The sequence below is a fragment of the Amycolatopsis sp. NPDC034160 genome (genome assembly GCF_055575355.1).
This window is the reverse complement of sequence record NZ_JBVISU010000019.1, coordinates 116,774-131,472: the sequence shown is the minus strand read 5'-3', so window position 1 is coordinate 131,472 and position 14,699 is coordinate 116,774. Positions and strand designations below refer to the sequence as shown.

At 67.3% G+C, this 14,699-nt stretch carries 11 protein-coding genes; 8 read left to right on the top strand and 3 right to left on the bottom strand.

Translation table 11 applies throughout. The annotated features are described in order from the left end of the window. Window positions 1-157: 157 nt before the first annotated feature. From ACZ54P_RS30915 to ACZ54P_RS30890, 6 genes are read left to right on the top strand one after another with little or no spacing between them, the layout of a single operon-like run. The gene (locus tag ACZ54P_RS30915) at window positions 158-1,642 is read left to right on the top strand and encodes a fumarylacetoacetate hydrolase family protein (RefSeq protein ID WP_465465116.1); all 1,485 of its coding nucleotides are present in this window, start codon (window positions 158-160) and stop codon (window positions 1,640-1,642) included. Then, window positions 1,624-2,295, top strand: coding sequence for a GntR family transcriptional regulator (locus ACZ54P_RS30910; protein ID WP_061982504.1), 672 nt, complete (start codon window positions 1,624-1,626; stop codon window positions 2,293-2,295). The genes ACZ54P_RS30915 and ACZ54P_RS30910 overlap by 19 nt, the downstream gene beginning before the upstream one ends. 13 nt (window positions 2,296-2,308) lie before the next feature. Beyond that, window positions 2,309-3,829 (top strand): 5-carboxymethyl-2-hydroxymuconate semialdehyde dehydrogenase, encoded by a 1,521-nt coding sequence (gene hpaE / locus ACZ54P_RS30905; protein ID WP_465465115.1) that lies wholly within the window; start codon window positions 2,309-2,311, stop codon window positions 3,827-3,829. A gap of 33 nt (window positions 3,830-3,862) precedes the next feature. Beyond that, window positions 3,863-4,957 (top strand): 3,4-dihydroxyphenylacetate 2,3-dioxygenase, encoded by a 1,095-nt coding sequence (hpaD, locus tag ACZ54P_RS30900; protein WP_465465114.1) that lies wholly within the window; start codon window positions 3,863-3,865, stop codon window positions 4,955-4,957. A 9-nt stretch (window positions 4,958-4,966) separates the two neighbouring features. Then, the gene (hpaH, locus tag ACZ54P_RS30895) at window positions 4,967-5,752 is read left to right on the top strand and encodes a 2-oxo-hept-4-ene-1,7-dioate hydratase (protein ID WP_465465113.1); all 786 of its coding nucleotides are present in this window, start codon (window positions 4,967-4,969) and stop codon (window positions 5,750-5,752) included. Then, window positions 5,737-6,522 carry an HpcH/HpaI aldolase family protein gene (locus ACZ54P_RS30890; protein ID WP_465465112.1) on the top strand — a complete coding sequence of 262 codons (786 nt, stop codon included), beginning with the start codon at window positions 5,737-5,739 and terminating at the stop codon, window positions 6,520-6,522. Before hpaH ends, ACZ54P_RS30890 begins: the two co-directional genes overlap by 16 nt. Here ACZ54P_RS30890 and ACZ54P_RS30885 read toward each other — a convergent pair. After that, entirely contained in the window at window positions 6,519-7,724 is a 1,206-nt protein-coding gene (locus ACZ54P_RS30885) for a GNAT family N-acetyltransferase (protein ID WP_465465111.1), read from the bottom strand. The genes ACZ54P_RS30890 and ACZ54P_RS30885 overlap by 4 nt on opposite strands. 170 nt (window positions 7,725-7,894) lie before the next feature. On the opposite strand from ACZ54P_RS30885, the gene ACZ54P_RS30880 reads away from it, so the two are divergent. After that, on the top strand, window positions 7,895-8,053 hold the full coding sequence (locus ACZ54P_RS30880; RefSeq protein ID WP_465465110.1) for a hypothetical protein: 159 nt from the start codon (window positions 7,895-7,897) through the stop codon (window positions 8,051-8,053). A 573-nt stretch (window positions 8,054-8,626) separates the two neighbouring features. On the opposite strand, the gene ACZ54P_RS30875 is transcribed toward ACZ54P_RS30880, so the two are convergent. Further along, window positions 8,627-10,123 carry a cellulase family glycosylhydrolase gene (locus ACZ54P_RS30875; protein ID WP_465465141.1) on the bottom strand — a complete coding sequence of 499 codons (1,497 nt, stop codon included), beginning with the start codon at window positions 10,121-10,123 and terminating at the stop codon, window positions 8,627-8,629. A 38-nt stretch (window positions 10,124-10,161) separates the two neighbouring features. Further along, window positions 10,162-12,999: a glycoside hydrolase family 48 protein gene (locus ACZ54P_RS30870; protein ID WP_465465109.1), complete on the bottom strand. Its 2,838-nt coding sequence runs from the start codon at window positions 12,997-12,999 to the stop codon at window positions 10,162-10,164. Between the two features lie 266 nt (window positions 13,000-13,265). Between ACZ54P_RS30870 and rox the strand changes: the two genes are divergently transcribed. Continuing rightward, on the top strand, window positions 13,266-14,690 hold the full coding sequence (gene rox, locus ACZ54P_RS30865) for a rifampin monooxygenase (RefSeq protein ID WP_465465108.1): 1,425 nt from the start codon (window positions 13,266-13,268) through the stop codon (window positions 14,688-14,690). The last annotated feature ends 9 nt before the right edge of the window (window positions 14,691-14,699 follow it).

Below are 14,699 nucleotides of genomic sequence, written 5' to 3'. Positions count from 1 at the left end.
CCTTTGACGTAGGCCTGGCGCGAGTGGCGGCCCGCTGGATCCCGGGCGAGGCGAAGGCCACTCGGTGGCCGCCTTGCCACTGTGGCACAGAATCATATACGTTATTAGATACGAAGCAAGATCAGTCATGAAGCAGGGCCGAGCGATTCAGGGAAACATGGACACTTACGAACCAACGGCGTCATCGGGACGCGGGTCCGGTCCGCTGGGTACACGGCCGGGCAAGATCATCGCCGTCCATCTCAGCTACGCGTCACGGGCCGAGCAGCGCGGACGACGTCCGGCGAACCCGTCGTACTTCTTCAAACCGGCGAGCTCGATCGGCGCGTCCGGGGACACGGTCGAACGTCCCGCCGGTACCGAACTCCTGGCCTTCGAGGGCGAGATCGCGCTGGTCATCGGTACCGCCGCCCGGTGGGTGAAACCGGACAAGGCGTGGGACCACGTCGCCGCGGTCACCGCGGCGAACGACTTCGGCCTCTATGACCTCCGTACCGCGGACAAGGGTTCCAACGTCCGGTCCAAGGGCGGCGACGGCTACACCCCGCTCGGCCCCGGCCTCATCGACGCGCGCGACGTCGACCCCGCGTCCCTGCGCTTGCGTACCTGGGTGAACGGCGATCTGGTGCAGGAGGACACCACGGCCGGACTACTGTTCCCCTTGCGGCAGTTCGTTTCCGACCTCTCCCAGCACTTCACGCTCGAACCCGGCGATGTCATCCTCACCGGCACCCCTGCCGGATCCACCGTGGTCTCCCCCGGCGACGTCGTGGTGGTCGAAGTGGACGTACCCGGCACTTCCGTCAGCAGTGGACGGCTCCACACCACCGTCACGCAGGGAATCCGCTCTTTCTCCGACATCGGAAGCCTCCCCCAGGTCGACGACAAGCAGCGTGCCGAAGCGTGGGGCACTCCCGTCGCCGAGGAGGAGGAAGAGGAAGCCCCCGCGCTCAGCCAAGAACTCCGGGCCAAGCTGCTTCGCGCGCCGGTCGCGGGTTTGTCCGCCCAGCTGCGCAAGCGCGGGCTGAACAACGTCGCGATCGACGGCGTACGTCCCAACATCCCGGGATCGAAGATCGTCGGTACGGCACGGACTCTGCGTTTCGTCCCGAATCGCGAGGACCTCTTCAAAACCCACGGTGGCGGCTACAACGCGCAGAAGCGCCTGTTCGACTCGGTCGGCGCCGGAGAGGTGATCGTCATCGAGGCCAGGGGTGACGCGGGTTCCGGAACACTCGGCGACATCCTGGCGTTGCGGGCACGGTATCTCGGCGCGGCCGGGGTGATCACCGACGGCGGGGTCCGCGATTTCGACGCCGTCGCCGCGACCGGTCTCCCGGTGTTCTCGCGAGGTCCGCATCCGGCGGTCCTCGGCCGCAAGCACGTGCCGTGGGACACCGACGTCGCGGTCGCCTGCGGCGGGGCGACCGTGCTGCCCGGCGACATCATCGTCGGCGACGACGACGGCGCGATCGTCATCCCGCCGGCGCTGGCGGAAGAGGTCGTCGCCGCGACGCTCGTCCAGGAGGACGAAGACGCGTGGATCGCCGAGCAGGTCGGACAGGGCCACCCGGTCGAGGGGCTCTTCCCGCTGAACCCGTTGTGGCGGGAAAGGTATGAGGCATGGCAGAAGAAGCAGTGAAGACGGCCAGCAAATCCGAACTCGCCTACGAATGGCTGCGTGAGCGGATCGCCCGGCACGAATACGGACCCGGCTACCGGCTCGTCCTCGCCGAGATCGCCGGCGCGCTCGACATGAGCGTCGTCCCGGTGCGCGAGGCGATCCGGCGGCTGGAGGCCGAACGGCTGGTGACCTTCGAACGCAACGTCGGCGCACGCGTGGCGATGGTGGATCAGAACGAATACGTCCACGCCATGCAGACCCTGGGTGTCGTCGAAGGCGTCGCCACCGCGCTGTCCGCGCCGGGACTGACCGAAGAGGACATCGCGAAGGCGCGCAGGGTGAACGAACGGATGATCACCCTGCTGGACCACTTCGACGCCCACGAGTTCACCGCGCTGAACCAGCAGTTCCACTCGCTGCTGTTCGCCTGCTGCCCCAACCCGCAGATCCTCGACCTCGTGCACCAGGGCTGGACACGGCTGTCCGGACTGCGCGACTCCACGTTCGCGTTCGTCCCCGACCGTGCTCACCGGTCGGTCGAGGAGCACGAAGAGATCCTCCGGCTGATCTCCGAGAAGGCCGACCCGCTCGACATCGAATTCGCCGCGCGCAATCACCGCTGGGCCACCATGCAGGCCTTTCTGGACGCTCGAGATCGCGCGAACCGCTGACTGAGGAGGACTTTTGACCAGCACGACTCCCCGGCCGATCCCCGACGGTGTCCCGGAGCGGATCCGGCATTACATCGGCGGTGAACTGACCGATTCGGCCGACGGCGCCGTCTTCGACGTGCTCGACCCGGTGACCAACGCGGTCTACGTGCGGGCCGCCGCGGGGAAGAAGGCCGACATCGATCGCGCCGTCGCCGCCGCGCGGAAGGCGTTCACCGAAGGGCCGTGGCCGAAGCTGCTGCCGCGCGAACGGGCGCGCGTGCTCAACCGCATCGCCGACCTCGTCGAGTCGCGGGACAAGCGGCTGGCGGCGCTGGAGAGTTTCGACTCCGGACTGCCGATCTCGCAGGCGCTGGGCCAGGCACGGCGGGCCGCGGAGAACTTCCGGTTCTTCGCCGATCTGATCGTCGCGCAGGCCGACGACGCCTACAAGGTTCCCGGCCGCCAAGTCAACTACGTCAACCGCAAGCCGATCGGTGTCGCCGGGCTGATCACACCGTGGAACACGCCGTTCATGCTGGAGTCGTGGAAACTCGCCCCGGCGCTGGCGACCGGCAACACCGTGGTGCTCAAACCCGCCGAGTTCACGCCGCTTTCGGCGTCGCTCTGGGCGGAGATCTTCGAAGAGGCCGGGCTGCCGCCGGGTGTGTTCAACCTCGTCAACGGCTTCGGCGAGGACGCGGGCGACGCGCTCGTGAAGCATCCGGACGTCCCGCTGATCTCGTTCACCGGCGAAAGCCGAACCGGCAGCCTCATCTTCGGGAACGCAGCGCCGTTCCTCAAAGGACTGTCAATGGAGCTGGGCGGCAAATCGCCCGCCATCGTCTTTGCCGACGCCGATCTGGAGACCGCGATCGACGCGACCATCTTCGGCGTGTTCTCCCTCAACGGCGAACGCTGCACGGCGGGCAGCCGGATCCTGGTCGAGCGCGCGATCTACGACGAGTTCGTCGAGCGGTACGCCGAGCAGGCCGGGCGCGTCGTCGTCGGCGACCCGGCGGATCCCGCGACCGAGGTCGGCGCGCTGGTGCATCCCGAGCACTACGAAAAGGTCATGAAGTACATCGAGATCGGGAAGACCGAAGCCAGGCTGGTCGCGGGCGGCGGCCGCCCGGAGGGTTTCCCGACCGGGAACTACGTGGCGCCGACGGTGTTCGCCGACGTCAAACCGGACGCCCGGATCTTCCAGGAGGAGATCTTCGGCCCGGTCGTCGCGATCACGCCGTTCGACACCGAGGACGAAGCGCTCGAACTCGCGAACAACACGAAGTACGGGCTCGCGGCGTACGTCTGGACCAACGACCTCAAGCGGGCGCACAACTTCGCGCAGTCGGTGGAGGCCGGGATGGTCTGGCTCAACTCGAACAACGTCCGGGATCTGCGCACGCCGTTCGGCGGGGTCAAGGCGTCCGGGCTGGGACACGAGGGCGGATACCGCTCGATCGACTTCTACACCGACCAGCAGGCGGTGCACATCAATCTCGGCGAGGTGCACAACCCCGCCTTCGGCAAGGGCGCGAAGCCCGTCGACTGACGATCCGTTCCTTCGTCCACAAAGGATGCTGTCATGACCCCGATCCCCACGCCGTCCTCACCGCCGCCGGACGTCCTGCGGTGCGCGTACATGGAACTCGTCGTCACCGATCTGGCCCGTTCGCGCGCGTTCTACGCCGACGTCCTCGGGCTGACGGTGACCGAAGAGGACGAGACCACGGTCAGTCTCCGCACGATCGACGAGTTCATCCACCACAACCTCGTGCTGCGCGAGGGCCCGGTCGCCGCGGTCGCGGCCTTCTCCTACCGCGTCCGGTCGCCGGAGGACCTGGACAAGGCCGTGGCGTTCTACTCGGAACTGGGCTGCCGGGTCGAGCGCAACGCGGACGGGTTCACCAAGGGCATCGGCGACTCGGTGCGGGTTCAGGATCCGCTCGGCTTCCCGCTCGAGTTCTTCCACGACGTCCAGCACGTCGACAGGCTCAGCTGGCGCTATGACCTGCACGTCCCGGGCGCGCTCGTCCGGCTCGACCACTTCAACCAGGTCACCCCGGACGTCCCTCGTGCGGTGAAGCATATGGAAGACCTCAACTTCCGCGTCACCGAAGACATCCAGGACGAGCAAGGCGTCACCTACGCGGCGTGGATGCGGCGCAAGCCGACGGTGCACGACACCGCGATGACCGGTGGCGACGGGCCGCGGATGCACCACGTCGCGTTCGCCACGCACGAGAAGCACAACATCCTGTCCATCTGCGACAAGCTCGGTTCGCTGCGGATGTCGGACCACATCGAACGGGGCCCCGGCAGGCACGGCGTCTCGAACGCCTTTTATCTCTACCTGCGCGACCCGGACGGGCACCGCGTCGAGATCTACACCCAGGATTACTACACCGGTGACCCCGACAACCCGGTCATCACCTGGGACGTGCACGACAACCAGCGCCGCGACTGGTGGGGCACGCCGGTGGTTCCGTCGTGGTACACCGAGGCGTCCCTCGTGCTCGACCTCGACGGCAAACCGCAGCCGGTGGTCGCGAGGGCCGAAGAGAGCGAACTGGAAGTCACCATCGGCGCCGACGGCTTCTCCTACACCCGCAAAGGCGACGACGAAGGGCAACTCCCGTCCTGGAAACAGGGCGAATACAAGCTCGGCAACCAGCTCTGAGGCGGAGACATGCTCGAACAGGAAACGATCACGGCGATCGCCGACGAACTGGCGGCCGCGGAGGAGGCCCGGGAAACGATCCCGCTGCTGACGGCGCGCTATCCGGACATGACCGTCGAGGACTCCTACGCCGTGCAGAACGAATGGCGGCGCCGGGGCATCGCGGCGGGACGCCGTCCGGTCGGCCGCAAGATCGGGCTCACGTCGAAGGTCATGCAGGCCGCCACCGGGATCACCGAACCCGACTACGGCGCCATCTTCGCGGACATGGTGTTCGAGAACGGTTCCGTGCTCGAGCACAGCCGGTTCTCGAACGTGCGGATCGAGGTCGAACTGGCCTTCGTGCTGCGTGATTCCCTCGCCGGGCCGGACGCCACGGTGTTCGACGTGCTGCGCGCGACCGAGTACGTCGTCCCGGCTCTGGAGATCCTGTCCTCGCGTATCGAGATGGCGGGCCGGACCATTGTGGACACGATCAGCGACAACGCGGCCATGGGCGGGATGGTCTACGGCGGCAACCCGGTCGCCGTGGACGCCGTCGACCTGCGTTGGGTTTCCGCGCTGTTGTACCGCAACGAAACCATCGAGGAATCCGGTGTCGCCGCCGCGGTGCTGAACCACCCCGCGAGCGGGGTCGCGTGGCTGGCGAACAAACTCGCGCAGCACGGTGACAAGCTCGATCCGGGCGACATCGTGCTGGCCGGTTCGTTCACCCGGCCGATGTGGGTCCACCCCGGTGACACGGTGACAGCCGACTACCGGGACCTGGGGGCGATCACATGCCGCTTCGTCTAGCGCCGACCTTCCGTGCGCGGCTCGCCGAGTCCACTCGGCCGCAGATCGGGATGTGGGTGACGTCGGGCAGTCCCGTCGTAGCGGAGATCTGCGCCGGTTCCGGCCTCGACTGGCTGCTCGTCGACACCGAGCACTCCCCCGTCGGGCTGGAGACGGTGCAAACATTGCTGCAGACGATCGCCGCGTACCCGATTACGCCGATGGTGCGGGCGCCTTCCGGCGACACCGTCGCTTTGAAGCGGCTGCTCGACCTCGGGGCGCAGAACTTGCTCGTCCCCATGGTCGACAGCGTCGAGGAGGCCGAGGCCGTCGTGCGCGCCGTCCGGTACCCGCCACGAGGCGTGCGCGGTGTCGGCAGCGCCCTCTCGCGGTCGGCGCGCTGGAACCGGGTCGAGGGTTACCTCGCCGATGCCGACGAGTTCACCTCACTGTTCGTGCAGATCGAATCCACCGCGGGCGTGGAGGCCGCCTCCGCGATCGCCGCCGTGGACGGCGTCGACGGAATCTTCGTCGGACCGTCCGATTTGGCCGCCTCGATGGGGCTTCTCGGGCAGCAGACCCACCCTGACGTGACCGCGGCCGTCATACGCACCTTCGACGCTGTCCTGGCGCGCGGGAAACCGGTGGGCGTCAACGCTTTCGACCCCGCGCAAGCCCAGCGCTACCTGGACGCGGGCGCTCTGTTCGTCCTGGTCGGCGCCGACGTGACGCTCCTCGCGAACGGTTCGGACGACCTGGCCCGGCGCGCTCGGCGGATGCGGGGCGACTAGCGCCAGCGCATCAGGTAGGACGGACCGTTCTCATCGTGGCGCACATCGCGTTCATCGTAACGCCACTGCGCGAACATCGTCCGCGCCGTGGCGGGCGGCGTGCTATTGCGGGCTTCCAGTAGCGCGTTCAATTCGGTCAGGCGTGCGGGCTGGTGATCCCCCGCGTCCCATGCTGTGACATAGAGCCGCCAGGCTTCCTGTTCGAGGGCGAAACTCTCGTCGTCGATCGGCCAGACGGAGAATTCGTCGCCGTCCTCGAAGGAGCGATTCAGCCGGACGAAATAGTGCGGAACGCCGTCGATGTCGGCGACGCCGGCTTGTGGGCCGTCGTAGCGGTCGTTCTCCACGTGGACGTGCTCGAAGCCGATCGAGAGCAGCTGCTCCCGCGTGGTGTAGCGGCGGTCCTCCAACGGAACGATCGGGATGGGGTACTCGGTGAACCAACCGTCGGTGCGGAACCCGAGTTCGCGGTACACCGGCTCGTCCTCGGCCGGGGATTGGAGCACCACGGTGTCGTATCCGGCGGCGCGAGCACTGTCCACCGCGGCCAAGGTCATGACACCGCCGAATTCCCGGCGCCGGGAGGCGGCCAGAGTGGAGATGTTGTAGATACCGGCGATCCCGGCGTGCCGGAAGGTTTCGCCTGCGCACACAGGCTCGCCGTCGTGGTAACCGAGCAGATAGTGCGCCGGGCAGTCCTCGGCGAGGGCGGACGGGGCCACCCGATCGTAGAACTCGACGGCGGAGGGTGCAGCCCGATCGGCGGCCAGTATCCGGGCATACTCGGCGAGTTCCTCACTGGTGCGGACCCGGCGGACCTCCAGATCCGGGTGCGGGCCTCCAGCGGGGACTTCCGCGCTGTGTGCCCACATCGCGGCTTTGCGCTCCCCCGCGGCCAAGTCGACGCTGTCGAACGGCAGGTCAGCGGACTGCGGACCGGCCAACCAAGAGAAGGCGCGGCCGGTCAACCGCAGCGCGAACGTCGTGCGATGAAGGCGGTCCTTCACCTCCTCGGGCGCGAAACGCGCATTTGCGACGATGTTGAAGGCGGCGGCACCGGTACTGGTATCGCCTTCGATACCGCTGTCGGCGATCACCAGATCATCGGTTTCCGTGACCGTCATACCCTCGGTATGGCGATGCAGATGGCAGACATGTTCGACGAAGTTCGCCTCGATGCGCTGCGTGAGCCCGACGTCCATTGGTTCACCCTACCGACGTGGCCGGCGCCTGCCCGGTCGAATCGCCAGTGAACGCACCGTCGGGCTCGGGTTCAGTGCCAGTGGGTCGTCGAGACCGCCGTTTCCGCGCGGGACGCCTGGCGCGACCTGTTCGTGACGGTAACGGAAAGACGCGAGGAGTCGCAGCCGTGATGTCGGTGGAACCGGACCGCATCACGATCCTGTTCGACGACTTCGACTACCAGACGCTGGACCTGTCCGCCGTCGACGAAAACGACCTCCTCACCGCCGAGGAGACCACGACTGGGCGAAACCCGTCGGCGGCCGAGTTCTCGGGTTGTGAATGCTAAGGAGGGTTGTTGAGGGGTAAGGCAAAGGTGTCGTGTTGCGGGCGGGCCTGTTCGTACCGCGGCCTGATGTCCCCAATGTGGCATTGGGGACGCTGATCGTCTCCACTGCCGCATTGGGGACATGCCCGCCTCCCGATTCCCCGCTCACACCGCCAGGGGTGACCAGCCTCCCCCAGCCCTCACGGAGGTGTCGCGAAAGCCACTTTTAGGACATCACATGTCCCGAAAGTGGCTTTCGCGACACCTCCGGGACGCCACCGCCCAGTGCCGAAGCCTGACGTCTCACAGACCCTCCCCAACACGACACCTTTGCCTTACCCCTCAATAAAACCCGCATCGCCACTCACGACCACCACGCTCCGGCACCCTCACGCGGGTGAAGTACATGATGGCCTCCTTCCTTGCGCCTGACGCAAGGAAGGAGGCCATCATGTACTGGGAAAGCCGCGAAGGTCGAGGTTCCCCGACTGAGGGCCGGTCCGTCTCGGCAGGGAAAGCCGCGTGGGTGGCGGCGAAACGCCGTGACCGGGCGGTGGGTCGCCACGCCATCGGATCGCGGCGACCCACCGCGTTTCATCCTGCCGCGCAGGATGCCGTTCCGAGCCGGAAGCCCGACGGTGCGGGCGTCGTCACGCCCGTCGCCTGGAATCCGACGGTCGTGCTCGCACCGGCGGCCAGAGCCGGTGCCCACGACGGTGCCGACGCCGTGACCGTCGTCCCTGCCAGGGTGACTGTGGCGTTCCAGCCGCTCACGAGCCGCACATCGGGTGGCACCGTCCAGGTGGCCACCCAGTTGTCGACGGCGGCCGAACCCGTGTTGGTCAGCCGGACCGACGCGGTGAAGCCGCCGTTCCACGTGTTCTCCACCCGATAGGCCACCGTGCAGCCTCCCGGCGTTGGAGCCGGTGTCCCACCTCCCGACGGCGGGATCAGGTACGGGCTGAGGTACCCGTGCTTGACCGTGTTCACCGTGGTCCAGTCGTCGTTGAGGATGCCGCCGGTGTCGCCGGAGTTGGGGTTCCACGACCAGAAGGTGAAGTCCATTCCGGACGGACCGGTTCCCGCGTACCGCATCAATTCCCGGAGCCAGACACCGTCACGCGGATCCCGCAGCGTGGTGCCGAACTCGCCGAGCAGCACCGGCGCGATGTTCTCCTTCTCCAGATACCCGAACCAGTGGTCCCACAGCGCGGGCAGGTTCGCCGGGAAGGCCGGATCGGAGAACCACGGCTGCGCGAACACCGACGTCGCGTACTCGTGCGCCGAGTAGACCAGCTTGTCCGGTTTGCTCAGCCGGACGGGGAACTGCCGGGCACCGGAGAGGTTCCCGCCCCACCAGCCGCATTGCGGCGAGCCGGTACCGGCGACACAGTCGACGCCTTCGACGATGATCAACCAGTCCCGGTTGACCGTGAGGATCGCGTTGCCCGCCCTCTCGGCCGCCAGGCGCCAGTCCACCGCCTGATCACCGCAACCCCAGCAGGCGCCGCCGCCACCGGACGTCGCATGCGGTTCGTTGTGCAGATCCGCGCCGACCACGGTGGGGTTTCCCTTGTACCGTAAGGCGAGTTTCTTCCAGTCGTCGATCCAGCGCGACTCGGGATAGGCGGCGGTGTACCAGAGCGGGGACTGCCCGGCACCGTCCGGGCGATGCCTGTCGAGGATCACCCGCATTCCCCGCGCCCCGGCCTCGGCGATCACCTTGTCGATGATCTGGATCCCGGAAAGGCCTGCCAGATCCGGGTTCTTCGCCAAATCGATGCTCGTGGGCGTCGAACCCACGTCGAGCATTTGGTTGGAATACGGGATACGGATGGTGTTGTAGCCGAGGCCCACCATCTGCGCGACCATGTCACGGTAGTTGCGGCTCCACAGGCCGTGGAAGGTGAAGTTCGCCGTCTCGGCGCCGAACCAGTTGACGCCGGTCATCCGCACCGGATCGCCCTTCGCGTCGACAAGCTGCGCGCCGCGAGCGCTCCAGTAGCCGGATCCCGTGCCCGCCGCGGATGCGGTCGGGCTCACCGCCGTCAAGCAGGCGAGCCCGACCAACGCGGCGATCAAGCACTTCATCGTGCGTGAACGCCATGCTCTCACCGATGTCCTCCTGGTCAGCCGAAGAGTTGGACGTGCAGGGAAAACGCCGTGGCTATCTCGGCCTGCGCCCAGAACCTGTGGAAGGTGAACGACGGCGCCGCACCACCGTCCAGATAGGACCTGACTTTCGGCCATTGCGGATCGTCTTCGAAGAACGACCGGATCGACAGGAACGTGCTGTTCGCGTTGATGGCGTCCCCGTTGGGCATCTTGCCGGTCCAGCCCGGCGGAACGTAGGTCCCTTCTCCCGTGGTCGCGTTGTAGGCGTCATCGAATCGGTTGTAGTCGGTGCGGGTCTCCGGGGTGCCGATCCCGAGCGGGTCGGTATGTGCCAGCATCCCGTTCAGCAGGGCCTCACCGGTGCTCTTCGCCGCGGCGTTGCCGGATTTCGCCGCGTAGTTCAGCAAAACCTTCGCGTACGAAGCCGCGATCCCGACGTCCTGGTTGTGATTGAGCACCCGGACGTGCAGGCCCGTGTTGCCACCGGGGTTCGCCGGGTTCCACGTGTCGGGCGCGCCGGTCCATTCGAGATCGGCCGGAATGCGGAAGCCCGCGCCGGTGGTGGTGTTGGCGATCGCCCACGGCACCCATTTGTCCAGGATCTTTTTCGCCCTGGCGTCACCGGTCAACTGGTACAGCGACGCGACCCGTTCGAGGTTCCACACCTGGAAGCCGAACCAGCGGTTGCTCGGCGGATCACGCCAGACCGGATGGTCTTCGTAGAACATGCCGTAGAACGTCGGCGTCCCCGCGGGCGGTGCGCCGTACTGGCCTTCCCAGCTGTTGGTCACGCCGCCGGCGATCCCGCCCTCGTTCGCCTGCAACCATTGCAGGACCTCGAGTTGCCGGTCCAGGCTCTTCGCCCAGTCGGCCGCACCTGTCGCCGACTGCGGCTTCAGCGCCGGATCGTTCGCCAGCGCGTACGCCGCGAGCGGGTTCTGGTAGCCCTGGTGGTTCGCGCCGTCGCCGATCCGCCAGGCCCAGCCCGCCGAGGTGTCGGTCGCGCCGCCCCAGGCGTAGTACCAGGACATCAGGTAGTGCGCGCTGTCCTTGCCCGTCCCGGCCGGACAACTCGGGCTCGTGCAGCCGCCGATCTTCTTGAAGTACTTGTCGAACATGGCGTACCGCAGATAGTCGCCCATCTTCGACGCCTTCTTCACCACCCCGTCGACCTGTGCGCCCTTGCCCTGCGCCGTCGCCCATTTCTGGGCGAGGTAGGCGACCTGGACGGCCCGCGCGTCGGCGTCCGGCGCGTTGGTGTACTTCCATTGCTTGGCGTACGACGAGTCCTTGGTGAACAGATCGAGATACCCGTTCGGACCACCGTGGGCGAAGGTGTCGCAGGACGGCTGCGGGATCGTCTCCCACACCGATTCCGACGAACCGCGCTGATAGGTGTTGATGTACGCGGGGGCCGTGGTCCCGTCACCGCAGCGGCCGAAGCCGTAGGTGTTGTCGACGTCGAGCAGCCAGTGCATCCCGTAGATGTCGTCGGTGCCGTAGGCCGCCTTCAGTTCCCCGGCGATCGGGTCGGAACCGACCGGGACGCCGGAATCGAGCACGGACGGATACCGGTCCATCCGGGGATGTTCGGGCGCGTACGTCGCGGGCTTGCCCGCGTTGTACTTGTCGTTCGTCGGCTGATCGGTGTGCGCCGGGATGATGTACTTCTCCAGCGACGCCCATGCCGCGTTGAACGGTGCCCAGTCGCCCTGGAGCTGGCCGTACGCGGCTTCGAGCCACAGGTAGTAGCTGAACGCCTCGGACGTCGTCTGGTGGCCGTGGTCCGGGGCTTCGACCAGCAGGGTCTCCACCGAGTGGTAGGGCACCAGCAGGTCGCCGAACCGCCGGAAGTAGCCGCTCGCCGGGTCCTTGATCTTGTTGTACTGCGTCAGGAACGCGGACTTGAACGCCGGCGTCGCCGGATCGAGTTCGCTCGCCGCGATGGTGGCCGCGTCGAAGCCGGCCGCGGTGGCGGAGAAGGTCGCCGTGGCGAGCGCTCCCCCATTGGCGGCCGAGGCGATCGTGACCTTTTGAGCGACGTTCCAGTTCGCGGGCGTGAAGCTCAGCTGCGTCGGCGACGCCGTGAGATCCGTACTGCCCGACGTCCTGGCGATCGTGACCGGGACGGTCGCCGACGGCGCGCTCGCCAACGTCACGTCCACCGTGGCCGTCGTGCCCTGTCTGACCGAGACCGTCGCCGGTGTCGCGACGATCGTCGGGGCCGCGAGGACCCGGACCGCGATCGGTGAGGACACCGTGGACGCGCCCTTGTCGTCATAGGCCTTGGCAGCGACGGAATACTGGCCCGCCGCGGCCGGGGTCCAGCCGAGCTGGAACGGGGCCGAGGTGTCGGTGCCGATCAGTTCGGTACCGGCGTAGAACTCGACCTTGCCGATCGTGCCGTCGGCGTCGCTCGCCTCCGCGGCCAGCGGGACGACGGTCGAAACGGGATGGCTGGAGTTGTTCGCCGGGCTGGTCAGGGCGACCGCCGGCGCCCGGTTGGCGCCGGTGCACGCGACGCCGTTGACGGCGAAGTCCACCGGCGTCCGGTTCCCGGCGGTCTTGCTGCCGTTGAACCCGAATTGGGCCGATCCGCCGACCGGGATCGTCCTGTTCCAGTCCACGTTGCGCACCGAGACCGTGGCTCCGGTCTGGGTATGGGTCCCGTTCCAGAGTTGGGTGATCCGCTGACCGTCGGCGAACGTCCAGGTCAGGTCCCAGCCGTTGATCGGTTCGGTGCCGGGGTTCCGGATGGTCACGGCGGCGCCGAAACCCGTCGACCACTCGTTGGTGACGCCGTACTCGGCCGTGCAGGACACGGCCGCCGCCGCGGGCTGAGCCGCGGTCATCAGGGCGGCCGAGAGTAACACCGTCAGGGATAAAGCGGGTAAGGCTCTTCTGGATCTCATAAATCCTCTCCTCTGGCCGGACCGGGCGACTGGGAGCGCTCCCATGCAGGGTAGCCGGGCCGTTACGTTCTGGGAAGACGCGCTCCGCCGAACGGAGTCTTCAGTCCTTTGTGGACGATCGAGAGGTATATCGGTTGCGGCAAGATCCAGGTTGCCCCACGATGAGCCGCCTACCAGCGGGACGGAATTGAACGAATGGGTGGTTCATGTTCGATGTGATCATTGCCGGGTGCGGGCCGACCGGTGCGATACTGGCCGCTGAACTGCGGCTACACGATGTGCGGGTACTCGTCGTGGAGAAGGAGACCGAGCCCGCGTCGTTCGTCCGGATAGTCGGCCTGCATATTCGCAGTATCGAACTGATGGCCATGCGCGGACTGCTGGATCGCCTCCGCGAAAACGGGAGGCAGCGTCCGGCGGGCGGTTTCTTCGCCGCCATCGACAAACCCGCGCCCGAGGGTCTGGATTCCGCGCATGCCTACCTGCTGGGCATCCCGCAGCCGGTCATCGTCCAGCTTCTCGAAGACCACGCGACCGCCCTGGGCGCGGAGATCCGGCGCGGTCGCGCGGTGACCGGTTTCGAACAGGACGACGACGGCGTGACCGTCGAACTGGCCGACGGGGAGCGGCTGCGGACGCGCTACCTCATCGGCTGCGACGGCGCGCGCAGCACGGTGCGCAAACTGCTCGGAGTCGGCTTCCCCGGTGAACCCTCGCGGAACGACACGCTCATGGGCGAGATGAAAGTGGGTGTGCCGCAGGAGGAGATCGCCGCCACGATGGCCGGACTCCCCGAGCCCCGCAGGCGATTCTGGCTCAGGCCCTTCGGCGAAGGGGTCTATAGCGTCCTGGTCCCCGCCGCGGGAGTCAGCGACCGCTCGGAACCACCCACCATCGAGGATTTCAGGCAGCAGCTGCGCGCCGTGGTCGGAACCGATTTCGGCGTGCACTCCCCGCGCTGGTTGTCCCGCTTCGGAGATGCCACCCGGCAGGCCGAACGGTATCGGGTGGGACGTGTCCTGCTGGCAGGCGATTCGGCGCACATCCACCCGCCGCTGGGTGGACAGGGTCTGAATCTCGGCATCCAGGACGCGATCAATCTCGGCTGGAAACTGGCCGCGCAGATCCGTGGCTGGGCGCCGGAAACCTTGCTGGACACTTACCAGACCGAACGTCATCCGGTCGCCGCGGACGTACTGGACAACACCCGCGCCCAGGTGGAACTTCAGTCCACCGAACCGGGCCCGCAAGCCGTCCGCAGGCTGCTCACCGAACTGATGGACTTCGACGAGGTGAACCGGCATCTGATCAAGAAGATCACCGCGATCGGCCTCCGTTACGACTTCGGCGACGGCCCCGATCTGCTCGGCCGCCGCCTGCGTGACCTCGACCTGAAACTGGGCCGCCTCTACGACCAGCTGCATCAGTGCCGCGGCCTGCTCCTCGACCGCACCGAACGGCTGACCGTCGAAGGCTGGTCGGACCGGGTCGACCTCATCGCGGACCCCACCGCGGCGGTGGACGCTCCGGCGCTGCTGCTCCGGCCCGACGGCTACGTCGGCTGGATCGGCGAGGAGCAGCAGGACCTGAACGAGCACCTGACTCGTTGGTTCGGCACGCCAACCGGCTGAGCCCCCAGG

What these genes read in the sequence shown, in the direction of transcription:
- ACZ54P_RS30890 (WP_465465112.1), top strand. Translation starts at nt 5,737, where the DNA reads ATGCCGCTTCGTCTAGCGCCGACCTTCCGTGCGCGGCTCGCCGAGTCC.
- ACZ54P_RS30885 (WP_465465111.1), bottom strand. Translation starts at nt 7,724, where the DNA reads ATGGACGTCGGGCTCACGCAGCGCATCGAGGCGAACTTCGTCGAACAT.
- ACZ54P_RS30870 (WP_465465109.1), bottom strand. Translation starts at nt 12,999, where the DNA reads ATGACCGCGGCTCAGCCCGCGGCGGCGGCCGTGTCCTGCACGGCCGAG.
- ACZ54P_RS30915 (WP_465465116.1), top strand. Translation starts at nt 158, where the DNA reads ATGGACACTTACGAACCAACGGCGTCATCGGGACGCGGGTCCGGTCCG.
- rox (WP_465465108.1), top strand. Translation starts at nt 13,266, where the DNA reads ATGTTCGATGTGATCATTGCCGGGTGCGGGCCGACCGGTGCGATACTG.
- hpaH (WP_465465113.1), top strand. Translation starts at nt 4,967, where the DNA reads ATGCTCGAACAGGAAACGATCACGGCGATCGCCGACGAACTGGCGGCC.
- ACZ54P_RS30880 (WP_465465110.1), top strand. Translation starts at nt 7,895, where the DNA reads ATGTCGGTGGAACCGGACCGCATCACGATCCTGTTCGACGACTTCGAC.
- hpaD (WP_465465114.1), top strand. Translation starts at nt 3,863, where the DNA reads ATGACCCCGATCCCCACGCCGTCCTCACCGCCGCCGGACGTCCTGCGG.
- ACZ54P_RS30910 (WP_061982504.1), top strand. Translation starts at nt 1,624, where the DNA reads ATGGCAGAAGAAGCAGTGAAGACGGCCAGCAAATCCGAACTCGCCTAC.
- ACZ54P_RS30875 (WP_465465141.1), bottom strand. Translation starts at nt 10,123, where the DNA reads ATGAAGTGCTTGATCGCCGCGTTGGTCGGGCTCGCCTGCTTGACGGCG.